The following is a 24,508-nucleotide window of genomic DNA, read 5'->3' as shown; positions in this document are numbered from 1 at the left end:
GCTAATCTTTCGTGAGATATCAAAGAATGTTAAATATATAATTTCGGCTTTGATCTGCCCGATGTTCTTTTTGGACGCGGCTGTTCCGCTGATTCTGCCTGTGCGGCGTCTTTTTCTTTTGAAGCGGATGCTTTTTTTGACGTTTTCTTTGGTGTTTTGGATGAGGCGTCTGATTTGTTTTCAGCTTCTGTTTCATCTGTTTTTTCAGCTTCATCCTTTTTGTCCTGTTCGTCTGTTTCTTTTGTCTCGTCAGATTCATTCTCATCATCGCTGCTGCTTAATTGGCTGTAAAGCTTCATCATGGCGGGCAGACTCCGTACTAAAGGACCGTACTGCTGGATCATCGGCGTAACCTGCTGCGCCACGCCGAGCACCTTCTGAACGTTGCCGAGCATGCTCGACAGGGATGCCGGACTTGCCAGGTTCTGTATTCCCTGCAGTCCTGCACCTGCTCCTCCGCTGGCCGCCGCCGGTGCAGACGCGGCAGCGCTTCCTCCTCCTGAACCGGGTAAAAAACGGGAAAGCATCCCTTTTAAGCCCCCTCCGCCGCCCGTGCCTGCGTTTCTCAGGCCCGCTCCGGCAATCTGCTGCTGAGGGAAAAGCTGCCGGCCCTGCTGCATCAGCTGCCGGCCCGGCAATGACGGTCTTCCTCCCATCCTCATACGCGGATTCATCAACGGCCGGCCCTGCTGCGCCATATTTCTCATCGGCTGCTGTGGAAACATACTTGTACCTCCTTTCTGTCTCTCTGCTATTACAATATGCATCGGAGGGGGCATTTGCTTTTCTGTCTCGAAAACAGGATTCCCCCAAGACATGGTGTTTTTAAATAAAATCGGTTATAATGTGATGATGGACACAGAATGTGCCGCTTTAAGGAGCTGGGAAAAATGAAAGAAACTAAATTTGATGGATATAACTTAAAACCGTTTATTATAGATGCAGTTCACCGCCTTGGTTTTTATGAACCGACAGATATTCAAAAGCGGCTGATACCTGCCGTACTGAAAAACGAAAGCGTGATCGGGCAGTCCCAGACGGGGACGGGGAAAACCCACGCCTATTTATTGCCAATTTTGAATCGGATTGATCCGGGTTCTGATACGGTGCAGGCTGTTATCACGGCGCCGACGAGAGAGCTTGCCAATCAGATTCATCAGGAAGCGCTCAAAATCACACAGGGTGCGGAAGATGAGCCGATCCGGACAAAATGCTTCATCGGCGGGACGGACAAGCAAAAATCAATTGATAAGCTGAAAACACAGCCTCATCTCGTCGTCGGAACGCCGGGCCGGATCGCGGATCTGATTAAGGCGCAGGCATTGAACGTCTATAAAGCGCAGTCTCTCGTCATTGACGAAGCTGATCTGATGCTTGACATGGGCTTTTTAGAAGACGTTGATTATATCGGATCGCGGATGCCGGAAGAACTTCAGATGCTTGTGTTCTCAGCTACGATTCCGGAAAAGCTGAAGCCGTTTTTGAAAAAGTATATGGAAAATCCGAAGTACGCGCATGTTGAGCCGAAAAGAATCACAGCCGAAAAGATTGAACATGTTTTGGTTCCTTCTAAACAGCGTGATAAAGACAAACTGCTTTTTGATATGATGTCTCATCTGAACCCTTATCTGGGCATTGTGTTTGCCAATACGAAAAACACGGCTGACCATATTGCGAAATACCTGACTGAAAAGGGCATGAGGATCGGTCTTCTGCACGGGGGATTAACGCCGCGTGAGCGTAAGAAGGTAATGAAGCAGATTAATGATCTGGAATTCACTTATGTCATTGCGACAGACCTTGCGGCAAGAGGAATTGACATTAAAGGCGTAAGCCACGTCATCAACTATGAGCTTCCGGACGATCTGGATTTTTATGTTCACCGCGTCGGGAGAACCGCACGCGCCGGTTCATCAGGCCAAGCACTGACCATTTATGAGCTTTCTGACGAAGATGCGCTCGTAAGACTCGAAAAGATGGGTATTGTGTTTGAATATGCGGAGCTTGTAAACGGCGAATGGAAGAAAGGCGATGACCGCCACCGCCGCAAAAATCGCAAAAAGACGGCAAATGAGGCTGACCAAATGGCGAAACGCCTTGTGAAAAAGCCGAAAAAAGTAAAGCCGGGCTATAAAAAGAAAATGAGCTACGAAATGGAAAAAATCAGAAAGAAGCAGAGAAGAAACCAATCTAACAGAGGAAAGTAGGGGGAATCGGGTTGCTGAAATTAGGCTCACACGTCTCAATGAGCGGAAAACATATGCTCCTTGCCGCAAGCAAGGAAGCCGTTTCATACGGGGCGAACACATTTATGATCTATACGGGCGCTCCCCAAAATACGCGCCGCAAAAAAATTGAAGACTTGAATATTGAAGCGGGCCGCGCCCATATGAAGGAAAACGGCATCGACGAGATTGTCGTGCATGCGCCGTACATCATTAACATCGGAAATACGACAAATCCGGCAACGTTTGAGCTGGGCGTTGATTTTCTGCGTTCTGAAATTGAAAGAACGGCAGCGATCGGCGCGAAACAGATCGTGCTTCATCCAGGGGCGCATGTCGGAGCCGGGGCTGAGACGGGCATCAAAAAAATCATTGAAGGTTTAAACGAAGTGATTGTTCCCGGTCAACACGTGCAGATTGCGCTGGAGACAATGGCGGGCAAAGGATCAGAATGCGGAAGAAGCTTTGAAGAGCTGGCCGAGATCATTTCGGGGGTTACGCATAATGAACATCTATCCGTCTGCTTTGACACTTGTCACACCCATGATGCAGGATATGATGTCGCCAATGATTTTGACGGCGTTCTTAACGAGTTTGATAAAATCGTCGGTATCGATCGGATAAAAGTCCTTCATGTGAATGACAGTAAGAATATTAAAGGCGCCCGGAAAGACCGCCATGAAAATATCGGGTTCGGAGAGATCGGTTTTGACGCTCTGCAGTACATCGTTCATCACGAGCAGCTTGCCGATATTCCGAAAATCCTCGAAACACCGTATGTAGGCGAAGACAAGAAAAATAAGAAGCCGCCGTACCGTTTTGAAATCGAAATGCTGAAAGAAAAGCAGTTTGATCAGGAGCTTCTTAAAAAAATATCAGCTCAATAAAAAAGGAGGGGGAATTGCCCCTCCTTTTTTACCCTGAGAATTGATTGAAAAGTTCGTCAACTTTCCGAGCCGTTTCTTTTGAGGTTATCGTTTCCACTTTTTTCAGCAGGCGAAGCCGCTCCTGTTCATCAAAAATATTGACGTTTTTTCCGTGCATCAGAGCCGCTACCTCAGCCGCTTGACTTCTCGTAATGCTGATTCCGTATTGCTTGGAATATTTCAGAAGATCGTCCGCAGTGACTTGATTGAGCCGCTGCAAAATAATTCTTTGTATTAAAATCATCGATACTTTCACCTCTTTAGACATAATGTATTGAGCAAATCATTAAAATGTTACGGCTTTTAATGGTAAAATGAAGTTGCTTACTGTTTAAAATAGTTATTACAGGAAAGGAGATTTTATGACCCCAAATAAACAGCATAAAAGAGAATCATTTTTACACTTTATCTTCAGGGTCATCATGATTCTGATCGGGGCGGGTTCAGCCGCTGTAAGTATTGAATTGTTTCTGGTCCCTAATAATTTTATCGACGGAGGCATTATCGGTGTTTCATTAATTTTAGACCACCTCTTTATGTCCAATCCCCTCCTCAATTTCGCCTTATTCGTTGTGTTACTCAACATTCCATTTATGATTTTCGGATATAAATATATCGGAAAAACATTTCTCATCTCTACTGTTATCGGAATCGTCGGTTTAGCGCTGATTGAATCCTCCTTGCACCATGTGGAGGCCATTACGACCCAGCCTATTTTGGCGACGGTATTCGGCGGGCTTTTGCTCGGTTTCGGGGTAGGCCTTGTCATCCGAAACGGAGGCTCGATGGACGGTACTGAAATACTCGGTATCCTTCTCACAAAAAAGCTGCCCTTCTCAGTCGGAGAATTCGTTATGCTCATCAATGTGTTTATTTTTATTTGGGCCGGTTTTGTGTTCGGTCCGGAGCAGGCGATGTATTCTTTCATGACTTATTATATTGCCATGAAAACGATTGACGCCGTCATCCAGGGGCTTGATGAAACAAAAGCGGTCATTATTGTGGCAGATCAGTATGCGGAAATTTCAGATGCAATCTTGCATCGGCTTGGAAGGGGAACCACCAAGCTTCAGGGAAAAGGCGGATATACGGATGAATCCAAAGAAGTCATTTACGCGGTCGTGACAAGGCTTGAAGTGACTAAATTGAAATCCATTGTGTTTGAAATTGATAAAAACGCCTTTATTACGATCATGAATACCCATGAAACGAGGGGCGGTAAGTTCAAAACCGCGATTCACTAGGCTTTCATTTACTTTTCATCATTTTATAGGTATAATTTGATACATCATAAGAAAATGGCCTGCTGTTCAGACAGCTGCCATTTTCTTTTTGGAGCGATACCGTGTTGTAAAGGGGAGGTCCTCATGAACGTACAAGAAGCGTTGAACCTGCTGAAAGAAAAAGGGTATAAATATACGAGTAAGCGAGAAGACATGCTGCAGCTTTTTGCTGATTCTGATAAATATCTGACCGCCAAAAACGTGCTTGCCGCATTAAATGACGACTATCCGGGTCTGAGCTTTGATACCATATACAGAAATCTTTCGTTATATGAAGAACTCGGCATTTTGGAAACGACGGAGCTTTCCGGAGAAAAACTGTTCCGTTTTACATGCTCTTATACCCATCATCATCACCATTTTATCTGTTTAACCTGCGGGAAAACGAAGGAAATTGAGTCCTGTCCGATGGATAAGCTGCACGATGATTTGGAAGGGTATGAAATCAGCGGCCATAAGTTTGAAATTTACGGCACCTGTCCTGCGTGCCGATAAAAAACCTCCTGCTTATACAGGAGGTTTTTTTCAGCTTTTAACATGCTGAAAGCTGTGTTTGTTTTTATGAATCCAGGCGACGGCTTCAAGCCAATTCTGCACCCTGATAATATTGGAATCGATGGGGAGCTGATTATATGGGGAGTTAAAAAGGATAACCGGAATGCCTGCTTCTTTTGCGATCATTGTCGCGTTGCCGTGGTGATCTTCGAAAAATAAATCAATGCCGTGTTTTTTGACGGCTTCCACTTTGTGATGGCCTCCGACAAGCTCAATGTGATCGTAATGAATGTCCCGATTTGCAAACCAGTCCAGCGTAACATCTGCTAAGTGGCCGCGTCTTGCCGTAATGTAGATAAGACGGTGCTCTTCTTTCAGTCCGTCCAGTGCCTGCTTGGCAAATTCCGCGAGCTTCGCTTCTTTATATATGGCTGCTTCATGAACGTTCATCCATTCCCAAAATTCCTCGTCTGTAATGTTCAAAAGCTTCGTCAGATCATAATCAGTCATATCATCCAAGGTAATGGAAAGATGAAATGAGCGGTTTAAATAAGGGACAAATGTATCCTGTGCCGTAACTGTGCCGTCAATATCTATACCTAACCGTAACATGTCCACACTCCTATAAATTCATCCCTTCAAGTGTAACATAAACAATTAACAATACCAGAAAAGTTTAGCAAACATGAATTCGTAAAAAACGCGGAAACTAAAAAAGCTCCTTTCATAAAAGAAAAAGGGGGAATTGAAGGTGGCATACGATTACGAAAATCGAAAAGGCAACGATTACTATGTAGATCATGGATCGGAAGGAACCGATATCACGCGTGATGTTTATTCAGAAGAAACAGCGGCCGAAATCTCAGAGCCATATCGTGCTTCTGACCGGGCAGCAGACCGTGATGATAATCGGGACGGAGTAAGTGAAGGCCGGGGGATAGGGTATGCAGCATTGGCTATTTCTATCATTTCCCTGTTTGTGCTCCCTGTTTTATTAGGGGCATGCGGCATTATCGTCGGCTATATCGCCAGAAGAAGAGGAGCAGGCGCTTTAGGCGGATGGGCGATGGGAATCGGTATTGTTTCCCTTGTGCTTGGCATCTTCATTACACCGTTTTTTTAACACAACGCAAAAAAAAGCTTGGCGGAATATCCGTCAAGCTTTTTGTGTTTCTTGTTCTGCTTTTGCTTTTTCCGCTTCAAGCTTTGCATAGTGTTCTTCTGCCAGCTTGTCGATTTCTTTTTTGAGCTCTTCGACCATTGTTTCTTCAGGGACTTTGCGGACGATTTGGCCTTTGCGGAAAAGAAGTCCTTCGCCGCGCGCGCCGGCAATCCCGATATCGGCTTCTCTTGCTTCTCCCGGTCCGTTAACGGCACATCCGAGAACGGCTACTTTAATCGGCGCTTTGACTTTAGAAATGTATTCTTCCACTTCATTTGCGATGCTGATGAGATCAATTTCGATCCGTCCGCATGTCGGGCATGAAATAAGCGTAGCCGCGTTTGAAGCGAGACCGAATGATTTCAGCAGTTCTCTGGCTACTTTCACTTCTTCAACCGGGTCGGCGCTCAGAGAGATCCGGAGCGTGTTTCCGATTCCTTTGCTTAAAATCGCTCCGAGTCCGGCCGCGCTTTTTACCGTTCCGGCAAACAGCGTGCCCGATTCTGTAATTCCGAGGTGAAGCGGATAATCAAATGCTTTTGACGCTTTTTCGTATGCTTCTATGGCGAGATTGATGTCAGAGGCTTTCATGCTGACGATGATGTCATGAAAGTCAAGGTCTTCCAGGATTTTGATATGATGAAGCGCACTCTCAACCATTCCGTCAGCAGTCGGATAGCCGTATTTTTCTAAAATACGCTTTTCCAAAGATCCCGCGTTTACGCCGATCCGGATCGGAATTCCTTTTTCTTTCGCCGCTTTTACGACGGCTTCCACTTTTTCGCGCCGGCCGATGTTACCCGGGTTGATTCTGATTTTGTCGGCCCCGCCCTCAATTGCTTTTAATGCAAGCTTGTAGTCAAAATGAATATCGACAACGAGAGGGATGGAAATTTGTTTTTTGATGTCGGCAATCGCGTTAGCAGCGCGTTCGTCCGGACATGCCACCCGGACAATTTGGCAGCCGGCTTCGGCTAAACGGTTGATTTCCGCAACTGTTGCTTCTACGTCGTGTGTTTTGGTCGTCGTCATACTCTGAATGACGACTTCGTTATTTCCGCCTATTGTTAAAGGTCCCACTTTGACGGGACGCGTTTTTGTACGATGTGTGATTTCACTCACTTGTCAATCGCTCCTTAATTGTAGTTACCGCTTTTGCAGGCTGAGCCTTTTACATGTCAGGCAACTTCTATTTACATGTTATATTGTAACAGTGTATTTGCCGAACTGACAAGAAATTAACGTTTAATTGCGGTAGACGGGGAATTTATAAGCGGTGCCTGCCTGAATGGCGTTTGCTTTTACATTCGGATTCAGCGCCTCAAAATCTTGTGCAATATCATCTGGCGCTTTATGTGCGCCGACTATCGACATCACCGTATCGCCTTTTTTGACCGTAACCGTTCTGTATGAAGCTTCCTGTTGGGCTGGCTGTGCCGCCGCTGCGTATGCTGGAAGGTCTTGAGAAGGGATCGTGCCGATTTTAAGATCGTAAAAGATAATGAATATCACAAATAAACTGCCGAATACAAAAGTAAGCCGCTTCATTCCAACCGCCTCCCGCATACATTTTTACTTCATTGTATGCTTGTCCCGTTTTGTTCATGACAAAAAAGAAGACCGCCGGGGGCAGTCTTTGTTACACAGCTGTTTTACTTCGCGGTATCTCTTTTAAGACGAGGAAAAGGATGATAAAGTTTACAAACCAATTCACTAAAAATTCACTCGGCACCGTAATAACAAGCGCGCGCATGATCGTAAAGAATATGGTCGAAAGTGTAATGGAATAAGCCGAAAGCTTCCAGAGCTGCTGGTAATTCAATGTCTTTCTTTGCGCATTTTTCAATATCAGGCCGATGACGGCGAGAAATGATACTTCAATGAATTTGCCGGCCGCTGTCATGATGAACAGCAAAACGGACAGGACGGTGACGATCATTGTTTTATTTTGGTTTAATGCTGATATGATTTCTTTTTTTGTGATATCGGCAGGCATCAGCGAATAATTCATTTCTGTCGCCTGTCCGTCTACAGCAAGCACCATTTTATTTTTCAAAATGCCGATCGCATTTTGTTTCGCCGCTATTTGTTTAGCGCCGTAAGCATCTGTGGGATCAAACACGATGACGAACCCGTTCGCTTCCGTTTCCTTAGAGGCGGATGCTTTCGTCTGCAATTCTCCGTTTGAAATGCTGAAATCAGGGAAATCTTTCTTTAACACGGTTTTGAAACCGTTCATTGAGTTTACGGTGCCGGAGCAAAGGTAATAAGCGCTTGGCAGCGTAAAAAGGACAGACAGCAAAAATACATAAAGGATCGCTTTTCCTATCCCCTGAAACCGTGTTTTTGCAATATCTGCCGGAGAGTATGTACTTTTCAATAAAGCCGTAAATATGTTCAACATCTTCACTTCCTAGCCTAAACTGGTATATGTTGCTTATTGTATCGTTCACAGGGGATGAACACAAGTGAGAGTATTTAAAGCGGTGATAAGGAATCATACATAATAAGATAAAGCGGGAAGCGGTGATCGCCCGCAAAACAAAGGAGGGTGTTTTTGTCATGAGTGTTTTGTATTGGCTGATTATCATTGCGGTCTTCGTCATTGCTTTTATCGGGCTTGTATATCCGGTGATTCCAAGCGTTATTTTTATTGTGGCCGGTTTTCTTCTCTACGGATTTTTGTTTTCCTTCAGTCCTTATTCTTACCTGTTTTGGCTCATTGAGGCGGTATTTGCGGCCGTTTTATTTGCAGCTGATTATGTGTCAAATTTACTTGGCGTTAAAAGGTACGGAGGAAGCAGGGCGGCAATCTGGGGAAGCACGATCGGATTGTTGATCGGGCCCTTCGTTATTCCCGTGGCAGGCATTATAATAGGCCCGTTTATCGGTGCTGTCTGCGCTGAGGTGTTTGTTCATCAAAAGGATATCAAGTCCGCGGCAAAAGTGGGGCTCGGCTCGTTAATCGGCTTTTTAACAAGCGTGGCGGCAAAAGGCGTCATTCAGCTCTTTATGATCGGATATTTCTTATGGACGGTGCTTTAGAAAGGTTTAATTTCGGCAGTGAACGGATAAAGTGTAATATGTCTGCTGGAATCGCCGGATTGTGAGCTTTTTCATTGATTACCATGCTTTCTTTTGTTACATTGAGATTAGAAAAGTTCGCGTTAAGCGGCATTTCAGTACATATATTTAAAGGAGGAAAAAAATTATGGCTTACAAACTTCCAGAATTGCCTTACGCTTATGATGCTTTAGAACCTCATATCGATAAGGAAACGATGACGATTCATCATACGAAGCACCATAACACATACGTGACAAACCTCAACAAAGCGATCGAAGGATCAGCGCTTGCAGAGAAATCTGTAGATGAGCTTGTTGCTGATTTGAACGCAGTGCCGGAGGACATCCGCACAGCTGTCCGCAACAATGGCGGCGGACATGCCAACCACTCTTTATTCTGGACTCTTTTATCTCCGAACGGCGGAGGCGAACCGACTGGTGAGCTTGCTGAAGAGATCAAAAGCACGTTCGGAAGCTTCGATCAATTTAAAGAAAAATTCGCCGCCGCAGCTGCCGGCCGTTTCGGTTCAGGCTGGGCTTGGCTTGTTGTAAACAACGGCAAACTTGAAATTACAAGCACGCCAAACCAAGATTCACCGCTTTCAGAGGGTAAAACACCTGTCCTCGGTCTTGATGTTTGGGAGCATGCGTACTACCTGAACTACCAAAACCGCCGTCCTGATTACATTTCAGCTTTCTGGAATGTTGTGAACTGGGATGAAGTTGCCCGTCTTTACAGCGAAGCAAAATAAATAGTTCGATCAAACAAGGTCTCCCGCGGGAGGCCTTGTTTTTTTATTGACTTTGAATCCTTTTACATATCTCAGTTTGAGTGAGACAAACTAATGTGTAGTAAAGGGGAGTCAATGATGAGCAAAATAAAAAAAATTATCGGCGACATCGAAATAAATAAAGGGCTGCTGCTGTTATTGACGATTGGCGGCCTTTACTCATTGGGCATCGCGCTGTCAAATACATTTGTCAACGTGTATTTGTGGAAGCAGTCGGGAAAATTTATTGATTTGGCCATATACAATTTGTCGGTCGTAACGATGCAGCCGGTTACCTTTCTGCTGGCTGGCCGGCTGGCTAAAAAAATCGACAGGGTGTTTATTCTCAGGTTCGGCGTTATCTTTTTGGCGGCTTTTTATTTAAGTGTGCTGCTTGCCGGAGAAACTGCTGCTTCCCGTCTCGTTTTGATAGGGGCCGTGCTCGGAGTTGGATACGGCTTTTACTGGCTGGCTTTTAATGTGCTGACGTTCGAAATTACGGAACCGGAAACGAGAGATTTTTTTAACGGGTTTTTAGGCATTTTGTCTTCATCGGCGGGCATGATCGGTCCGATTGTGGCCGGATATGTCATTTCAAGACTTGAAAACAATACGGGTTATACAATCATTTTCAGCCTGTCGCTCGGCTTATTTGCCCTTGCCGTGGTTATGAGCTTTTTTCTGAAGCGGAGGGAGTCGAAAGGCCGGTTTATGCTGAAAAAAGTTTTTGATGAGCGCCACACGAATCTGAATTGGCGCCGGATTACCAACGCGCACTTTTTTCAAGGCTTGAGAGAAGGGATTTTTGTTTTTTTAATCAGCGTATTTGTATTCATTGCGACAAACAGTGAGCTGGCGCTCGGAACATTCGGTCTCGTCAATTCCGCGGTTTCTTTTTTTGCCTATTATTTTGCATCAAGGCTCATCAAAAAAAGAGCTCGGAAAAAGGCGATTCTTATCGGCGGATTGATCTTGTATGGCGCCCTGTTTCTCATCATTTTTAAAATGAGCTTCACGACGCTCCTTTTGTACGGAGTGTTTATTGCGATCGGCTATCCAGTTCTGCTCGTGCCGTATGTCTCGCTTACATATGATGTGATAGGCCGGGCGCGTCTTGCCAGAAAAGCCAGAATTGAATACATTGTGCTCAGGGAGTTATTTTTAAATGCGGGCCGGATCGTTTCCATCCTTTGTTTCCTTGTAATCGTTACATTATTCAAGGAAAAAGTGGGAATACCGGCGGCGCTCGTGCTGCTCGGAGCCGGCCATCCGCTGATTTATTACTTTATAAAAGACATTAAACTGGATACGGAAACTTCTGATGAAACAGTAGAAGAAGACCGACAAAAACAGGCGGCGGAACCGAATTTTATAAAAGGAGAAAGATAAAAGGGTTATCTGTAGAAAAATATCGAAAAAACCTTTAGAATGAAAAATGGCACCTGAACAGAAGGTGTCATTTCTTTCTGTAAATAAGAAAAGGTGATGTCATGAGGAGAAATAAAAAGAAAATAGCTGTAAACAAAGAAAAGAAAAAATCACTGCCGATCCGGCTTAATTTTTTGTTTTTGGCCGCGTTTCTTATTTTCACTTGGATTATCGTCGAGCTTGGCATCAAGCAGATTGTTCAGGGTGATGATTATAAAAACGCCGCTAATAAGCAGGAGGAGTCTGATGTCAGCACGGCGGTTCCGAGAGGGAAGATATACGACCGGAACCTAAATCCTATCGTAACGAATAAAGCATTAAATGCGATTACATATACACGTTCAGCCTCAACCACCCAGGCGCAGCGTTTAAAAATCGCAAAAAAACTGTCGGGTATGATTAAGGTAAGCACCAAAAAGGTGACTGAGCGGGATAAAAAAGACTATTGGATGTTAACGAGGCCTGATGAAGCGAAAAAACTGATTACGGCCGAAGAAAAGCAAAAAGCTGAAGACAAAAAACTGTCTGAAGATGATTTATATCAGCTTCAGCTGAAACGTATCACAGACAAACAGCTGAACGAGCTCACTTCAAAAGATATGCAGATCCTTGCGATCAAAAGGCAGATGGATTCAGGCTATTCACTGACGCCTCAATACATCAAAAATGAAGGGGTGTCGGCAAAAGAAATGGCCGTCGTCAGTGAACATTTAGATGAACTGCCGGGAGTTGACGTGACGTCTGACTGGGAACGGTCTTATCCTTATAAAAGCCTGATCCGGACATTGCTCGGCAGTGTATCCAGTGCGAACGAAGGTCTTCCTTCCAATCTGCTGGATCACTATCTGTCACTCGGCTACAGCCGGAATGACAGGGTCGGAAAAAGCTATTTAGAATATCAATATGAAAGCCTGCTGCAGGGTCAAAAAGAGAAAGTGCAGAACTTAACCGACTCATCCGGAAATGTCACGGGCAGCAAAGTGATTTCAAAAGGACAGGCCGGCAAAGACCTTGTTTTATCCATTGATATGGACCTGCAGAAATCCGTTGAAAAAATCATTGAGAAAAATTTAAGATCGGCAAAAGCGAGACCGAGCACGAAGCTTCTTGATCGGGCCTTCGTCGTCATGATGAACCCGAAAAACGGAGAAGTGCTGACGATGGCCGGCAAGCAGATTACGAATGACCATGGAAAGTACAAAATTAATGATTATGCCCTCGGCGCAATGACTTCCTCCTACGCAATGGGATCGGCGGTCAAAGGAGCGACGGTGTTGACCGGACTGCAGACGGGCGCGATTAATTTGAACACCGTTTTCCAGGATGAACCTATGTATTTCAAGGGAAGTAAAAACCCGAAAAAATCATGGACGAATTTAGGTCCCGTAGATATCCAAAAAGCGCTTCAGGAATCATCAAACGTGTTCATGTTCAAAACGGCGATTGCTGTCGGTAAAGGGGAGTACAAAAAAGGCCAGTCCCTGCCGCTTGATATGAAGGCATTCGATACTTTCAGATACTACTTCAATCAGTTCGGACTCGGAGTTAAGACGGGGATTGATCTTCCGAATGAAGCAACCGGGTACCAAGGGACACAGCGAATTTCCGGTCTTCTGTTAGACTTTGCCATCGGACAGTATGATACGTTTACACCGCTGCAAATGGCGCAGTATGTATCAACGATCGCCAATGGAGGCTATCGTTTGAAACCTCAGCTTGTAAAAGAGGTCAGACAGCCTGATTCGAAAAAAGGAATCGGAGCCGTTGTAGAGTCTGTTCAGCCTCAAGTACTGAATAAGATTGATATGAATCATGCAGACATTAAAGAAGTGCAGGCAGGTTTCAGACGTGTCATGACAAAAGGGACAGCCGCAACTGATTTTGCGACGGCGACATACAGTCCTGCCGGTAAAACGGGTACGGCGCAATCTTTCTATGACGGTCCTGACAAATCAGAGACGGGTGAAGGAACGTATAATACGACTCTTGTCGCGTATGCACCTGCTGATAATCCGGAAGTGGCTATTTCTGTAGTCGTTCCTTGGGCCTATATTAATTACAGCGATCGATATTCGATTACGAATGATATAGGAAGAGCAGCTCTGGACAAATACTTTGAGCTGAAAAAGAAACAAGAAGATAATAATACGAAGCAGAAAAACGAAGATAAAATTCAGGAAGACGCTGAAAACGGCAATACAAGCAACTAACAGAAAAACGCTCACAACCTGTGAGCGTTTTTTTTATACAAAAAAACATCCGGATTTACAAAACCTTAACACTTGATTTATACGCATTTTACAAGAACCCTTTACTCTATACGTGTAGGACAAATTACACATTAAATGCAGGGGGAATTCAGGAAATGAAAAAAAACAAATGGATGCTTATGCTTCTGATGGCTGCTGTTATGATTGTTGCTGCAGCATGCGGAAATGCAAAGGAAAGCGGCAAGACAGACAGTCAATCTGCAAGTGAGGATAAAAAAGCATCAGGTTCTTTAACCATTTCTGGTTCATCAGCCATGCAGCCGTTAGTACTGGCAGCGGCGGAAAAGTTTATGGAAAAACATCCGGATGCTGATGTGCAGGTGCAAGCGGGAGGTTCAGGAACAGGACTTTCGCAAGTGTCTGAAGGGGCAGTGCAAATCGGCAACTCAGATGTCTTCGCTGAAGAAAAAGAAGGCATTGATGCGAAAGCCCTAAAAGACCACCGAGTAGCGGTAGTGGCGATGGCGGCTGCGGTCAACCCCGGTGCGGGCGTAAAGGATATAACCAAAAAACAGCTGACAGATGTCTTTACAGGCAAAATTAAAAACTGGAAAGAACTTGGCGGTAAAGATCAAAAAATTACACTCGTGAACCGTCCTGATTCATCTGGAACACGCGCTACGTTCGTCAAATATGCTCTTGACGGAGCAGAGCCTGCAGAGGGCATTACAGAGGATTCCTCCAATACAGTCAAAAAAATCATTGCGGAAACGCCGGGAGCAATCGGTTATCTGGCATTCTCTTATATAAACGATGACAAAGTAACGCCTTTATCGATCGGAGGCATCAAACCGGAAGAGAAAAATGTCGTCACAGGCGAGTATCCGATTTGGGCTTACGAGCACTCTTATACGAAAGGTGAAGCGTCAGGCCTTACAAAAACGTTTCTTGACTATATGAACAGCGATGAAGTACAGAAAAGTATCGTAAAAGATCAGGGCTACATTCCGATCTCTGATATGAAAGTCACACGTGACGCAAACGGCAAGCAAAGCTGAGGGGAGGGCGGGCTCCCCGCCTCTTCTTCTTTATAGGAGTGTAAACAAATGATAAATCACAGAGAAAAAGAGTCTGTAAGCGAACGCTTAATAAGCTCAAAACAAAACAGGCAATTGGATGAAGTCCGCGGAAGGGTGATTGTGTCTGTGTGTGCCGCGATTATCATTGCGGCATCAGCGGCGATCACAATTTTTCTCGGCATAAAGGGGCTGCAATCTTTTTTTGTAAATGGTGTAAGCCCGATTGAGTTCTTAACAAGTCTGAATTGGAATCCAACCCAGGCAAAACCTGAGTTCGGCGCGCTGCCTTTTATTTTCGGATCATTTGCGGTCACGGTTCTGTCCGCTCTGATCGCAGCGCCCCTCGGTATTGCGGGTGCCGTGTTTATGACGGAAATTGCGCCGACTTGGGGAAAAAAAGTGCTGCAGCCGGTAATTGAGCTGCTTGTCGGCATTCCGTCCGTCGTTTATGGATTCATAGGTCTTACAGTATTGGTTCCGTTTATCGGCTCTTTTAAATCAAGCGGAACGGGTCACAGCCTTCTGGCGGGAACGATCGTACTCTCGGTAATGATTCTGCCGACTGTTACATCGATTTCCGCTGATGCGCTTGCGTCACTTCCGAAACACCTTCGCGACGGTTCATATGCGCTTGGTGCGACGAGGTGGCAGACAATCAGAAAGGTGCTTATCCCGGCGGCGTTTCCGACATTGCTGACCGCTGTCGTGCTCGGGATGGCAAGAGCGTTCGGAGAAGCACTCGCCGTACAGATGGTTATCGGAAATACAAAGCTTCTGCCGGAAAGCCTGCTTGATACGGCGGGAACATTAACGACGATTATCACGTTAAACATGGGCCATACCACATACGGCAGTATTGAAAATAATACGTTATGGTCTATGGGGCTTGTTCTTCTCATCATGTCGTTTCTGTTTATATTGCTCATACGCTACTTGTCATCTAGGAGGAAAGTGTAATGAACCGGAAAATAACGGATAAATTGGCCACCGGTGTATTCGGGTTATGCGCCGCTGTAATCGCGGCGATTTTGGCAGGATTGTTTTTGTACATTCTTATTCACGGCGTCTCTGAAATCTCCTTGCATTTTCTTACGTCAAAATCGAGCGCCATTGCCTCAGGCGGCGGAATACGGGATCAGCTTTTTAACTCCTTTTACATTCTGTTTATCACCATGCTGATCACGATACCGCTTGGTGTGGGGGGCGGCGTCTTTATGGCTGAATATGCGCCCCGAAATAAAATCACCGATTTTATCAGAACGTGTATTGAGGTGCTGTCTTCGCTTCCGTCCATTGTCATCGGGATGTTCGGCATGCTGATGTTTGTAAACTTGACCGGATGGGGCTACACGATTATCGGGGGCGCGCTCGCATTAACGGTCTTTAACCTTCCCGTTATGGTCCGGGTGACAGAAGGCGCGCTCACTGCAGTCCCTAAGGAGCTGAAAGAAGCTTCTCTCGCTTTAGGCGTATCGAGATGGCATACCGTCAAAACGGTGCTGATTCCGAGTGCGATTCCTTCGATTTTAACCGGAGCCATTCTCGCATCAGGAAGAGTATTCGGAGAAGCGGCCGCATTGTTATTTACAGCGGGGCTGACAACGCCGCGGCTGAACTTTACGGATTTGAACCCGTTTTCTGAATCATCTCCTTTCAACATTTTCAGGCCGGCTGAGACGCTGGCGGTTCATATATGGAGTGTCAATACGCAGGGAATCATCCCTGACGCCGAAGCGATTGCAAACGGCGGCTCGGCGGTGCTGGTGATTTCGGTTCTCTTGTTTAACCTTTGTGCGAGATGGCTCGGGTCTGTCATTTATAAAAAGCTTACGGCAAATTAATCGGAAAGAGGCGAAAACATGATTGATCACATCATCAGGGAACAAGCGGAACAGACAAAGCGTTCGCCGGAGTCTTCGATTTTGGAAGTGAAGCATTTATCAATTTATTACGGTGACAAACAAGCGGTAAAAGATGTAAACATGAATATTGAAAAACATGCGGTGACGGCTCTGATCGGTCCGTCAGGCTGCGGGAAATCAACATTTTTGAGACAGATTAACAGAATGAACGATGCCATTGCTTCGGCAAGAAGCGAGGGAGAGATCCTTTATGAAGGGCTGAATATTTTGGGTGAAGCGATTAATGTCGTGTCTCTCAGACGGGAGATCGGTATGGTGTTTCAAAAACCGAATCCGTTCCCGAAATCCATTTACAATAACATCACACATGCGCTGAAGTATGCAGGGGAACGCAGGAAAGCCGTTTTGGATGATGCGGTCGAGGAAAGCTTAACGAAGGCGGCGCTTTGGGATGAAGTCAAAGACCGGCTTCATTCATCGGCTCTGTCGTTATCAGGCGGCCAGCAGCAGCGCCTTTGCATCGCCCGTACGCTTGCGATGAAACCTGCCGTGCTTCTTTTAGATGAACCGGCATCCGCTCTGGACCCTATTTCAAACGCCAGAATCGAGACGCTTTTGACAGAACTGAAAAAAGATTATTCGATTATTATCGTTACGCATAACATGCAGCAGGCGCTGAGGGTGTCTGACCGAACGGCTTTCTTTTTAAACGGGGAAGTGGTGGAATACGGGCAGACAGAACAAATTTTTACGAGTCCTAAAGCGCAAAAGACAGATGACTACATTAACGGAAAGTTCGGATAGGGGGAAGGACTGTGAGACTTGTGAAGGAAGCGGTGCACACACAGAATTTATTTGATATTCACGGCATGAACGTATGGTACGGAGCCCATCAGGCTTTAAAAGACATTACGATCGGTTTTGAGGAGCGGAAGGTAACTGCGATCATCGGTCCGTCCGGCTGCGGGAAATCCACTTTTATTAAAACATTAAATTTAATGCTGCAAATGGCTCCGAATGTCAAAGTGACAGGCGACATGATCTATAACGGGCGCAATCTGCTGAAGGAAAAGACGGATGCGGCAGAATTAAGAAAACAGATCGGTATGGTGTTTCAAAAAGGCAATCCGTTTCCCCAGTCAATATTTGAGAATGTCGTGTACGGTCCGAGAATTCACGGCGAAAAAAATAAAAAGAAACTGCTTGAAATCGCTGAGGAATCTTTAAAAGCAGCTGCGCTCTGGGATGAAGTGAAGGATCGCCTTCACCAGCAGGCGCTTTCACTGTCAGGCGGTCAGCAGCAGCGCCTGTGCATCGCAAGGGCGCTCGCCACCAAACCGGACGTCCTTCTGATGGATGAACCGACGTCCGCTCTTGATCCCGTGTCCACGCGGAAAATAGAAGAGCTGATTTTGATATTGAAAGAAAAGTATACAATCGTCATTGTGACTCATAACATGCAGCAGGCTGCGAGGGTCTCTGATCAAACCGCGTTTTTCTATATGGGCGAACTGGTGGAGTGGGGCGATACAGGAAAAATATTTTGTCAGCCGGATCATCAAAAAACACATGATTATATCACCGGAAAATTCGGATAAAAAAACGGGCCCGGCCATTGACCGGGTCCTTTTTATATGCCTATTAAAAAAGCCTGCCGGCCGTATCCATCTGAATGGACGATGCCTGCAAGCTTTTTTAGCGGGTTAATGTTTTGACGATTTTTTTAAAGCTCATATCTGAGTCGACTTTGAAATGGCCGGCACGGATTTCTTTGTGGTAGCCTGCGTCAATGACGTAATCATTGAAGTCTTTCGCTGAAGGAATAATCCCTTCTTTTTCAAGAATGGATGACACATCAGCAGTGCTCATTCCGTCTTTAATCGTCAGTTTGTATGTTACTTTTTTCTTTTTAGCGTCTATGTTTTGGTCGTTGTTTAATGATTTTTCTTTAGAATCAAGCAGTTTTTGATAGTCATCCCGGTTGACGGAGACTTTGTGCTGATCGTCGAGGTAGCTGTTTACTTCTTTTTCTGTCAATGCTGTTTTTTCGGTTTTAACGGCGGCTGCCTGGTCATGGTCAGTCAAATAGAAGACAGCGGCGAGAACGGCCGTCGCTAAAATCATGCCTGCTGCAAAAGCCTGAATGCCCCGTTTTGTCATACGAGCACCTTCTCATTATCTTTAATAATGGTATTGACGTCCTCGACAGACACGTGCTCCGCTTTTGCGATGGCTTCCGCAGACATTCCGTTGTTATATTTTGAAATGATTTGTTTGGCGATTTTTTGGTTAATGCCGCTGCTTTTGGCTTTGCGGATCACGAGGTTGGTTTCCAGCAATTCTTCTTCAAGCACCGTCATTTTCTTTTTCAACTTGTAAATTTCCTGCATGGCGGAAAGCTGAAGCGTTTCTAGCTCCTGTTCCACGTCTTTCATCGGATCTCTTTGAGAATATGAGAATGCAATAAGCGCTATACTGACGATAAACAACGCAATAATAGCAATTTCCACGTTTCATCACCTTCTATTATTAATTTGCCCTTCTTTTTTATACCATAAAACGCCGCCATTCTAAAGGAAATAGAGAAAAAAACGGAATTTTGTCGGAAAATCTTTTTTACTCGGGGAGCAAACGGTTATTTCTCTATAGATTTCGTATCGGAAAGCCCTTTTTTGTCCTGTTTCGTCATATTTTGCCTTCTTCTGACGCAAGCTCATTCAGAGGATCAGAAGCGTAAACTGATGTTTTCTGCACTTAAACAACATTTCATGTAAATCAGCTCTAGCATTCCGTCCATTATAGTGGTATTATATATAAGTCTGAATAAGTAAATGATATTTAGTTTGGAGGGAAAATAATGCGCGTTAATATTACTTTGGCTTGCACTGAATGTGGTGAGCGTAACTATATTTCTAAAAAGAACAAACGCAACAATCCGGACCGCGTTGAATTTAAAAAATATTGCCCACGTGATAAAAAATCTACGTTACACCGTGAAACAAAATAAGCTGTTTAACACAGCGGAAAAAGCTGGAGCTTTCAATAAAGTTCTGGCTTTTTTGTCTTTCAGGGAGGTTTGAGAAACGTGAAAGCACAAATCAGAACCGATATAAAAGCAAAGCTTTCTGACATGACAGAAAGTGAATGGGAGAAAAAATGCCGCAGCATGCGTGAAACGCTGTTTTCTTTAAAAGAATGGAAACAGGCCCGCGTGATCGCCGTTACCATCTCGACACGCCTGGAAATTCCGACACGGCCGATTATTGAACAGGCCTGGCAAGAGAAAAAACAAGTCTGTATCCCAAAATGCTTTCCGCAGACGGGAGCAATGGAGTTCCGTACATTTTCTGCGTATGATCAGCTGGAAACCGTATATGCGGGCCTCAGTGAACCGATCGAGAGTCTGACGGAAAAAGCCGCCCAAAATGACATTGACCTTGTGATTGTGCCCGGCGTGGCTTTTGACCGGGAAGGCTTCAGAATCGGATACGGCGGAGGATATTATGATCGGTACCTGTCCGGTTATAAAGGCCGTACCGTGTCGCTTCTCTTTGACTGCCAGCTGACAGACCGCATTCCCCGCATGCCCCACGATATTCCGGTCGATATGATCGTGACTGAATCTGAAACCATCGCTTAATCGCATAAAAAACTTCTTGCACCGGAATAATTCTCGCTGTTTGACAAACGATAGGGGCAGGAGGGATAAGATGAAAAAATTGTTGATCTACTCATTATGCGCCGTATCTGTTTTAGCCGTTTACCAAAACCGCTACCGTCTGATGAACAGCGTGCTCAGCCAGCCGGGGATCAGACGGACATTCATTCATTTCTTTTTAAAAATACCGTTTATCAGAAACAAATTCATTCAGCAGGCATTTTAAACAAATCCCGTTTTTTCAGCGGGATTTTTTGCATAAGAAAACCTGCCGGTAAAAAACGGCAGGTTTTCTCGTATTGTCAGCTTTTTTTCAGGAAACCGAGCAGAATTGAGATCATAGGAGAAATGTACAGGAAAAAGGTAAACGGCAGGTAGTCGATGACGGAAACCCCTAATGCGCTTGCCATAAAAGCGCCGCTTACTCCCCAGGGAATCAGCGGGTTGATCAATGTTCCGCCGTCCTCAAGCGACCGCGCAAGGTGAATCCGCTTAATACTGAGCTTGTCATATAAAGGTTTATAAGATTGACCCGGAATTAAGATCGACAAATACTGCTCACCTGTCGCAAGGTTTACGCCTATACTTGAGAAGACGGTCGCCATGACAAGACGTCCTTTCGTATGCACGCCTTTTATCAATCCTTGAAGCAGCGCCGCGATCAGGCCCGTTTTTTCCATCAGGCCGCCGAGCGCAAAGGCGATCATGATCAGAGAGACTGATCCCATCATCGATTGGAGCCCGCCTCTGTTGATAATGCTGGCCACAGCCTGGTCGCCGGTTTTAAACGCCGTCCCGCTTTGCAGGGCGGATATAAATCCTTGAATGCTGCTGTCAGGAATAAAAACAGCAGTCAGAAGCCCTGCGGAAATAATACCGGCGGTAAGCACCGGAATCACGGAAACCCGTCTCACAGCTAAAATGATCACCAACAGAGGTGAAAGAAGCGACCAAGGCGTAACGTGCACGGCCTCTTTTATTCCGGAAATGACCGCCTCAATATTTTGCGTTGAAGCGGCATTTATTGAAACAGATGAACCGAGAATATAAAAAAGAACGATCGTGATCAGCAGTGCCGGAACGGTGGTGCCCATCATATGGCGAATATGCTTAAAAATCGGAATTTCGCCGATTCCGGCGGCAAAATTCGTCGTGTCGGACATCGGTGACATTTTATCACCGAAACAAGCTCCGCAAATGACTGCTCCCGCCGTCCATTCGAGCGGAACTCCCGCCGCGCTTGCTACCCCTAACAGCGCGACGCCGATTGTACTGACAGTTGTCAGACTTGAGCCGACAAGCGTGCTGATAATCATGCAGGAAAATAATGCAGTCAAAAGCAGCTGACTCGGCTGTATAATTGACAAAGCGTAAACGGTGACAGTGGGAATGGCGCCGCTGTACATCCAGGCGCCGATCAGCACACCGATCAAAGCCAGCACGATAATCGGCTGCACACCGTTTTTCAATCCGCTGACAATTCCTTTTTCAAGACTGTCCCACGAGAAACCGAGCCATAAACCTGCCAGAGACAGAATAATGACGCAAAAGAACAGCGGCATATGCGGCTCTGTATGAAAGAAAAACAGGCAGGAAATAATGACTGCTAACATCAAGACAAATAAACTGATGGCTGAGATGAACGTCAGCCTTTTTTCTTGTTTCAAAACAACACCCCATCAAACTTTAATCCTTTTGTGCTTTTGGGCACGAAAGTATTGTAACAGAAAAACGCATAAATGAGTGTTTTTTTACAATTGTGAATATACAATTTATGAAAATAATACAAGGATATTTTCTCCAATCGTTTTTTGCTTGACGCCCGGATCAGTGATGAAATACGCTTATACTAAGAAGAATAGAAATGGTGAAGAAGATGAATTCATTTTATGACGTGCAGCAGCTGTTTAAGTCATTCGGACATATCGTTTATTTCGGTGACAGACAAGCCGAAATTGACTTTATGAAAGATGAATTAAAGGAAATGTACTTGTCAAACGTGATTGAAAGAGAATTATGGCAAAAAGCCGCCGGAGTTCTTCAGAGAGAATCGGAGCGGATCAAAGACAGATAACACAGCAGGATTTTAAATAAGAAAAGGAGATTATTATGGAAGATACATGGTTTGCGGGGATTGATCTTGGCGGAACGACCATCAAGCTGGCCTTTATCAACATGTACGGTGAAATTCAGCATAAATGGGAAGTTCCGACCGATAAATCAGGAAACACAATTACGGTCACGATCGCCAAAGCGCTTGATCAGAAGCTGGAAGAACTGAACAAGCCGAAACGGATCGTAAAATGGATCGGAATGGGAGCGCCCGGACCCGTGGAAATGGCGACGGGAATGGTCTATGAGACGACAAATATGGGGTGGAAAAACTATCCGCTGAAAGACCATCTCGAGGCGGAAACGGGTATTCCGGCCGTCATTGAAAACGATGCCAATATCGCGGCGCTCGGAGAAATGTGGAAGGGTGCAGGTGACGGGGCCAAAGATGTCATTTTAGTGACGCTCGGAACCGGAGTCGGCGGAGGCATCATCGTCAACGGAGAAATCGTTCACGGTAAAAACGGGGCCGGCGGAGAAATCGGTCATATTTGCAGTATTCCGGAAGGAGGAGCTCCGTGCAATTGCGGAAAATCCGGCTGCATCGAAACGATTGCGTCCGCAACCGGCATCGTCCGCATCGCGAAAGAAAAGCTTGCAGCGGTTTCCGACTCTTCGCTCTTAAAAGTGCGCGATCTGACGGCACGTGACGTGTTCGAAGCGGCTAAACAGCAGGATAAGACAGCGCTTGAAGTCGTTGATTACGTCGCAAAACATTTAGGCCTCGTGCTCGGAAATCTGGCAAGCGCCATGAATCCGACGAAAATCGTGCTCGGCGGAGGCGTGTCTAAAGCGGGTGAAATCCTGCGGTCAAAAGTGGAAGAGACCTTCAAAATCACCGCGTTCCCGCGTTCTGCGGAAGCGGCCGATATTTCGATTGCGGCACTTGGAAATGACGCCGGAGTCATCGGCGGGGCGTGGATTGCCAAAAATGAATGGCTCAAACATCAAAACTGCTGAAGAAAGTCTGCCTGCCCATATCGCGGGCAGCTTTCTTTTTTTATCTCCCCTGTCATATAGTTTTAAAAAAAGGGGGATGAACATGGCGGGAATTCGTGTCAAACCTGAATTGAAACAGCATATGAAAGATATTGCAAAGGTGCTTTCAATTGATGAAAAACTGTTGAAAGCCGCTGATAAAATGGCGGAAAGCGATGAATTATTTTGTCCCGGCTTTGCCGTGAGCGGGCAGTCAGAGGGTCCGCCGCTTGAGACGCTGAGCGGGCTTTCGCGATACATCCGGCACTGTGAAAGCGTTCTTTCCGCTGATCAATGGGTGAAGGAAGAAAAGGTGTACGGCTCCCAATCGGTTTATGAAGAAATTGAGAAAATAACGGATGTCTTTCCGTTTGTCACATGCCGTAAAATCGGCAGTTCCGTATTGGGAAAGCCGCTTTATGAGCTGAAAATAGGTGCGGATACGGCCGAAAGAAAAGTCCATGTAAACGCCTCATTTCATGCCAATGAATGGATCACCACCTCGGTCGCGCTTAAATGGTGTAAAGAATATTGCGCGGCATTATGCGAAAATAAAACCGTTTTCGGGCACTCTGCGCTTGATATATTCAGCCGGACATCATTGTCATTCGTTCCGCTCGTAAATCCCGACGGGGTTGATCTCGTGCTTTACGGATGTGAAGATTTATCAGAAAAAAATGAATTTCTCAACGAATTAAATGAGCACCGCTCGGATTTCCGCGAATGGAAGGCGAATATAAACGGTGTGGATTTAAATAAACATTTCCCATCCAATTGGGATATTGAACAAAGGCGCAAACCGAAAGCCCCTTCATACCGTGATTTTCCGGGAACGGCGCCGCTCACTGAACCGGAGGCGCAGGCGATGCATCGGCTGATAACGGATCAGCCGCCTGACCGGCTGATCGCGCTTCATACGCAGGGAGAAGAGATTTACTGGGGATACGAAGGATGTGAACCGGAGCAATCATCTCAGATGATTCGGGAGTTTGAAGCGATAAGCGGAAACCGCTATCAAGGCGTTAAAACCATTGACAGCCATGCCGGTTTTAGGGATTGGTTTATACAGCAGTATGGAAAAGAGGGCTATACCATTGAGCTCGGGAAGGGAAAAAACCCTTTGCCTTTTCACCAGTTTGCTGATATTTATCAAGCGACGGAAGGTATTTTGTGGAGGTCGCTTGTTTTTTGAGACATCTGTGAAATTTCTCATTTGTTTACATAAACAAATATGGGACAATAGAAAAGAATGGAG

Annotated in this window: 29 protein-coding genes; 20 read left to right on the top strand and 9 right to left on the bottom strand. The window is 45.5% G+C overall.

Annotation, left to right across the window (positions count from 1 at the left end):
• Nucleotides 1-29 precede the first annotated feature (29 nt).
• Entirely contained in the window at nucleotides 30-725 is a 696-nt protein-coding gene (gene vrrA, locus OWN49_RS10780) for a VrrA/YqfQ family protein (protein ID WP_104842685.1), read from the bottom strand.
• Between the two features lie 165 nt (nucleotides 726-890).
• On the opposite strand from vrrA, the gene OWN49_RS10775 reads away from it, so the two are divergent.
• On the top strand, nucleotides 891-2,207 hold the full coding sequence (locus OWN49_RS10775; RefSeq protein ID WP_017418162.1) for a DEAD/DEAH box helicase: 1,317 nt from the start codon (nucleotides 891-893) through the stop codon (nucleotides 2,205-2,207).
• An 11-nt stretch (nucleotides 2,208-2,218) separates the two neighbouring features.
• A complete protein-coding gene (locus tag OWN49_RS10770; RefSeq protein ID WP_017418161.1) occupies nucleotides 2,219-3,112 on the top strand; it encodes a deoxyribonuclease IV in 894 nt (297 codons plus the stop codon).
• Nucleotides 3,113-3,140: 28 nt separating this feature from the next.
• On the opposite strand, the gene OWN49_RS10765 is transcribed toward OWN49_RS10770, so the two are convergent.
• Entirely contained in the window at nucleotides 3,141-3,395 is a 255-nt protein-coding gene (locus tag OWN49_RS10765; RefSeq protein ID WP_017418160.1) for a DUF2624 domain-containing protein, read from the bottom strand.
• A gap of 118 nt (nucleotides 3,396-3,513) precedes the next feature.
• Between OWN49_RS10765 and OWN49_RS10760 the strand changes: the two genes are divergently transcribed.
• Complete coding sequence (locus OWN49_RS10760; RefSeq protein ID WP_003153016.1) at nucleotides 3,514-4,395, top strand: YitT family protein; 882 nt, start codon at nucleotides 3,514-3,516, stop codon at nucleotides 4,393-4,395.
• A 123-nt stretch (nucleotides 4,396-4,518) separates the two neighbouring features.
• Nucleotides 4,519-4,929, top strand: a complete 411-nt coding sequence (locus tag OWN49_RS10755) for a Fur family transcriptional regulator (RefSeq protein ID WP_003153018.1) — start codon at nucleotides 4,519-4,521, stop codon at nucleotides 4,927-4,929.
• A 30-nt stretch (nucleotides 4,930-4,959) separates the two neighbouring features.
• Here OWN49_RS10755 and OWN49_RS10750 read toward each other — a convergent pair whose 3' ends face one another.
• Nucleotides 4,960-5,541, bottom strand: coding sequence for a hypothetical protein (locus OWN49_RS10750; RefSeq protein ID WP_077722598.1), 582 nt, complete (start codon nucleotides 5,539-5,541; stop codon nucleotides 4,960-4,962).
• A gap of 133 nt (nucleotides 5,542-5,674) precedes the next feature.
• On the opposite strand from OWN49_RS10750, the gene OWN49_RS10745 reads away from it, so the two are divergent.
• A complete protein-coding gene (locus tag OWN49_RS10745; protein WP_087920773.1) occupies nucleotides 5,675-6,052 on the top strand; it encodes a DUF308 domain-containing protein in 378 nt (125 codons plus the stop codon).
• Between the two features lie 33 nt (nucleotides 6,053-6,085).
• On the opposite strand, the gene ispG is transcribed toward OWN49_RS10745, so the two are convergent.
• From ispG to OWN49_RS10730, 3 genes are all read right to left on the bottom strand, one after another.
• The gene (gene ispG, locus OWN49_RS10740) at nucleotides 6,086-7,204 is read right to left on the bottom strand and encodes a flavodoxin-dependent (E)-4-hydroxy-3-methylbut-2-enyl-diphosphate synthase (RefSeq protein WP_176283499.1); all 1,119 of its coding nucleotides are present in this window, start codon (nucleotides 7,202-7,204) and stop codon (nucleotides 6,086-6,088) included.
• Nucleotides 7,205-7,336: 132 nt separating this feature from the next.
• Nucleotides 7,337-7,639 (bottom strand): LysM peptidoglycan-binding domain-containing protein, encoded by a 303-nt coding sequence (locus OWN49_RS10735; RefSeq protein ID WP_003153022.1) that lies wholly within the window; start codon nucleotides 7,637-7,639, stop codon nucleotides 7,337-7,339.
• A gap of 91 nt (nucleotides 7,640-7,730) precedes the next feature.
• Nucleotides 7,731-8,495 (bottom strand): DUF1189 domain-containing protein, encoded by a 765-nt coding sequence (locus tag OWN49_RS10730; RefSeq protein ID WP_060562627.1) that lies wholly within the window; start codon nucleotides 8,493-8,495, stop codon nucleotides 7,731-7,733.
• Nucleotides 8,496-8,653: 158 nt separating this feature from the next.
• On the opposite strand from OWN49_RS10730, the gene OWN49_RS10725 reads away from it, so the two are divergent.
• The 9 genes from OWN49_RS10725 to pstB (OWN49_RS10685) all read left to right on the top strand — a co-directional run bounded on the left by OWN49_RS10725 (nucleotide 8,654) and on the right by pstB (OWN49_RS10685) (nucleotide 18,103).
• On the top strand, nucleotides 8,654-9,136 hold the full coding sequence (locus tag OWN49_RS10725; protein WP_017418157.1) for a DUF456 domain-containing protein: 483 nt from the start codon (nucleotides 8,654-8,656) through the stop codon (nucleotides 9,134-9,136).
• Between the two features lie 166 nt (nucleotides 9,137-9,302).
• The gene (gene sodA, locus OWN49_RS10720) at nucleotides 9,303-9,908 is read left to right on the top strand and encodes a superoxide dismutase SodA (protein WP_003153025.1); all 606 of its coding nucleotides are present in this window, start codon (nucleotides 9,303-9,305) and stop codon (nucleotides 9,906-9,908) included.
• A gap of 117 nt (nucleotides 9,909-10,025) precedes the next feature.
• Nucleotides 10,026-11,315, top strand: a complete 1,290-nt coding sequence (locus OWN49_RS10715) for an MFS transporter (protein WP_012118002.1) — start codon at nucleotides 10,026-10,028, stop codon at nucleotides 11,313-11,315.
• Between the two features lie 101 nt (nucleotides 11,316-11,416).
• On the top strand, nucleotides 11,417-13,564 hold the full coding sequence (pbpA, locus tag OWN49_RS10710; protein WP_014305428.1) for a penicillin-binding protein 2A: 2,148 nt from the start codon (nucleotides 11,417-11,419) through the stop codon (nucleotides 13,562-13,564).
• Between the two features lie 155 nt (nucleotides 13,565-13,719).
• Complete coding sequence (locus OWN49_RS10705) at nucleotides 13,720-14,622, top strand: phosphate ABC transporter substrate-binding protein (RefSeq protein WP_012117998.1); 903 nt, start codon at nucleotides 13,720-13,722, stop codon at nucleotides 14,620-14,622.
• 48 nt (nucleotides 14,623-14,670) lie between these two features.
• Nucleotides 14,671-15,600, top strand: coding sequence for a phosphate ABC transporter permease subunit PstC (gene pstC / locus OWN49_RS10700; protein WP_007612605.1), 930 nt, complete (start codon nucleotides 14,671-14,673; stop codon nucleotides 15,598-15,600).
• Nucleotides 15,600-16,484 (top strand): phosphate ABC transporter permease PstA, encoded by an 885-nt coding sequence (gene pstA / locus OWN49_RS10695; RefSeq protein WP_017418153.1) that lies wholly within the window; start codon nucleotides 15,600-15,602, stop codon nucleotides 16,482-16,484. The genes pstC and pstA overlap by 1 nt, the downstream gene beginning before the upstream one ends.
• A gap of 18 nt (nucleotides 16,485-16,502) precedes the next feature.
• On the top strand, nucleotides 16,503-17,309 hold the full coding sequence (pstB, locus tag OWN49_RS10690) for a phosphate ABC transporter ATP-binding protein PstB (RefSeq protein ID WP_070082116.1): 807 nt from the start codon (nucleotides 16,503-16,505) through the stop codon (nucleotides 17,307-17,309).
• Nucleotides 17,310-17,374: 65 nt separating this feature from the next.
• Nucleotides 17,375-18,103, top strand: coding sequence for a phosphate ABC transporter ATP-binding protein PstB (pstB, locus tag OWN49_RS10685; RefSeq protein WP_217904214.1), 729 nt, complete (start codon nucleotides 17,375-17,377; stop codon nucleotides 18,101-18,103).
• A gap of 97 nt (nucleotides 18,104-18,200) precedes the next feature.
• On the opposite strand, the gene OWN49_RS10680 is transcribed toward pstB (OWN49_RS10685), so the two are convergent.
• On the bottom strand, nucleotides 18,201-18,665 hold the full coding sequence (locus OWN49_RS10680) for an endolytic transglycosylase MltG (protein ID WP_176283425.1): 465 nt from the start codon (nucleotides 18,663-18,665) through the stop codon (nucleotides 18,201-18,203).
• A complete protein-coding gene (locus tag OWN49_RS10675; RefSeq protein WP_003153047.1) occupies nucleotides 18,662-19,015 on the bottom strand; it encodes a hypothetical protein in 354 nt (117 codons plus the stop codon). The genes OWN49_RS10680 and OWN49_RS10675 overlap by 4 nt, the downstream gene beginning before the upstream one ends.
• A gap of 347 nt (nucleotides 19,016-19,362) precedes the next feature.
• Here OWN49_RS10675 and rpmG point away from each other — a divergent pair, with 347 nt between their 5' ends.
• The 3 genes from rpmG to OWN49_RS10660 all read left to right on the top strand — a co-directional run bounded on the left by rpmG (nucleotide 19,363) and on the right by OWN49_RS10660 (nucleotide 20,389).
• Nucleotides 19,363-19,512: a 50S ribosomal protein L33 gene (rpmG, locus tag OWN49_RS10670; protein WP_003153056.1), complete on the top strand. Its 150-nt coding sequence runs from the start codon at nucleotides 19,363-19,365 to the stop codon at nucleotides 19,510-19,512.
• 78 nt (nucleotides 19,513-19,590) lie between these two features.
• Complete coding sequence (locus tag OWN49_RS10665; RefSeq protein ID WP_015387997.1) at nucleotides 19,591-20,145, top strand: 5-formyltetrahydrofolate cyclo-ligase; 555 nt, start codon at nucleotides 19,591-19,593, stop codon at nucleotides 20,143-20,145.
• A 70-nt stretch (nucleotides 20,146-20,215) separates the two neighbouring features.
• Entirely contained in the window at nucleotides 20,216-20,389 is a 174-nt protein-coding gene (locus tag OWN49_RS10660) for a hypothetical protein (RefSeq protein ID WP_003153061.1), read from the top strand.
• A 76-nt stretch (nucleotides 20,390-20,465) separates the two neighbouring features.
• Here the strand turns inward: OWN49_RS10660 and nhaC are convergent, their stop codons facing one another.
• Nucleotides 20,466-21,830, bottom strand: a complete 1,365-nt coding sequence (nhaC, locus tag OWN49_RS10655) for a Na+/H+ antiporter NhaC (RefSeq protein ID WP_021494320.1) — start codon at nucleotides 21,828-21,830, stop codon at nucleotides 20,466-20,468.
• Between the two features lie 197 nt (nucleotides 21,831-22,027).
• Between nhaC and OWN49_RS10650 the strand changes: the two genes are divergently transcribed.
• The 3 genes from OWN49_RS10650 to OWN49_RS10640 all read left to right on the top strand — a co-directional run bounded on the left by OWN49_RS10650 (nucleotide 22,028) and on the right by OWN49_RS10640 (nucleotide 24,445).
• Nucleotides 22,028-22,237, top strand: a complete 210-nt coding sequence (locus OWN49_RS10650) for a YqgQ family protein (RefSeq protein WP_025852938.1) — start codon at nucleotides 22,028-22,030, stop codon at nucleotides 22,235-22,237.
• A 35-nt stretch (nucleotides 22,238-22,272) separates the two neighbouring features.
• Nucleotides 22,273-23,235 carry a glucose kinase GlcK gene (gene glcK / locus OWN49_RS10645; RefSeq protein ID WP_077722597.1) on the top strand — a complete coding sequence of 321 codons (963 nt, stop codon included), beginning with the start codon at nucleotides 22,273-22,275 and terminating at the stop codon, nucleotides 23,233-23,235.
• Between the two features lie 82 nt (nucleotides 23,236-23,317).
• Nucleotides 23,318-24,445 carry a M14 family metallopeptidase gene (locus tag OWN49_RS10640; protein WP_077723167.1) on the top strand — a complete coding sequence of 376 codons (1,128 nt, stop codon included), beginning with the start codon at nucleotides 23,318-23,320 and terminating at the stop codon, nucleotides 24,443-24,445.
• The last annotated feature ends 63 nt before the right edge of the window (nucleotides 24,446-24,508 follow it).

Source organism: Bacillus sp. NEAU-242-2, from assembly GCF_027853835.1.
GTDB lineage: Bacteria > Bacillota > Bacilli > Bacillales > Bacillaceae > Bacillus > Bacillus velezensis.
This window is presented reverse-complemented; position numbering and strand designations above follow the sequence as displayed.

Bases quoted from the DNA above. Each gene is read 5' to 3' on its own strand.
- OWN49_RS10750 (WP_077722598.1), bottom strand. From the start codon at position 5,541: ATGTTACGGTTAGGTATAGATATTGACGGCACAGTTACGGCACAGGAT.
- OWN49_RS10640 (WP_077723167.1), top strand. From the start codon at position 23,318: ATGGCGGGAATTCGTGTCAAACCTGAATTGAAACAGCATATGAAAGAT.
- OWN49_RS10775 (WP_017418162.1), top strand. From the start codon at position 891: ATGAAAGAAACTAAATTTGATGGATATAACTTAAAACCGTTTATTATA.
- OWN49_RS10765 (WP_017418160.1), bottom strand. From the start codon at position 3,395: ATGATTTTAATACAAAGAATTATTTTGCAGCGGCTCAATCAAGTCACT.
- OWN49_RS10730 (WP_060562627.1), bottom strand. From the start codon at position 8,495: ATGTTGAACATATTTACGGCTTTATTGAAAAGTACATACTCTCCGGCA.
- glcK (WP_077722597.1), top strand. From the start codon at position 22,273: ATGGAAGATACATGGTTTGCGGGGATTGATCTTGGCGGAACGACCATC.
- OWN49_RS10705 (WP_012117998.1), top strand. From the start codon at position 13,720: ATGAAAAAAAACAAATGGATGCTTATGCTTCTGATGGCTGCTGTTATG.
- pstB (WP_217904214.1), top strand. From the start codon at position 17,375: ATGAACGTATGGTACGGAGCCCATCAGGCTTTAAAAGACATTACGATC.
- vrrA (WP_104842685.1), bottom strand. From the start codon at position 725: ATGTTTCCACAGCAGCCGATGAGAAATATGGCGCAGCAGGGCCGGCCG.
- OWN49_RS10735 (WP_003153022.1), bottom strand. From the start codon at position 7,639: ATGAAGCGGCTTACTTTTGTATTCGGCAGTTTATTTGTGATATTCATT.
- pbpA (WP_014305428.1), top strand. From the start codon at position 11,417: ATGAGGAGAAATAAAAAGAAAATAGCTGTAAACAAAGAAAAGAAAAAA.
- pstA (WP_017418153.1), top strand. From the start codon at position 15,600: ATGAACCGGAAAATAACGGATAAATTGGCCACCGGTGTATTCGGGTTA.
- rpmG (WP_003153056.1), top strand. From the start codon at position 19,363: ATGCGCGTTAATATTACTTTGGCTTGCACTGAATGTGGTGAGCGTAAC.
- pstB (WP_070082116.1), top strand. From the start codon at position 16,503: ATGATTGATCACATCATCAGGGAACAAGCGGAACAGACAAAGCGTTCG.
- OWN49_RS10725 (WP_017418157.1), top strand. From the start codon at position 8,654: ATGAGTGTTTTGTATTGGCTGATTATCATTGCGGTCTTCGTCATTGCT.
- OWN49_RS10650 (WP_025852938.1), top strand. From the start codon at position 22,028: ATGGTGAAGAAGATGAATTCATTTTATGACGTGCAGCAGCTGTTTAAG.
- OWN49_RS10660 (WP_003153061.1), top strand. From the start codon at position 20,216: ATGAAAAAATTGTTGATCTACTCATTATGCGCCGTATCTGTTTTAGCC.
- OWN49_RS10680 (WP_176283425.1), bottom strand. From the start codon at position 18,665: ATGACAAAACGGGGCATTCAGGCTTTTGCAGCAGGCATGATTTTAGCG.
- OWN49_RS10755 (WP_003153018.1), top strand. From the start codon at position 4,519: ATGAACGTACAAGAAGCGTTGAACCTGCTGAAAGAAAAAGGGTATAAA.
- OWN49_RS10760 (WP_003153016.1), top strand. From the start codon at position 3,514: ATGACCCCAAATAAACAGCATAAAAGAGAATCATTTTTACACTTTATC.
- pstC (WP_007612605.1), top strand. From the start codon at position 14,671: ATGATAAATCACAGAGAAAAAGAGTCTGTAAGCGAACGCTTAATAAGC.
- OWN49_RS10715 (WP_012118002.1), top strand. From the start codon at position 10,026: ATGAGCAAAATAAAAAAAATTATCGGCGACATCGAAATAAATAAAGGG.
- sodA (WP_003153025.1), top strand. From the start codon at position 9,303: ATGGCTTACAAACTTCCAGAATTGCCTTACGCTTATGATGCTTTAGAA.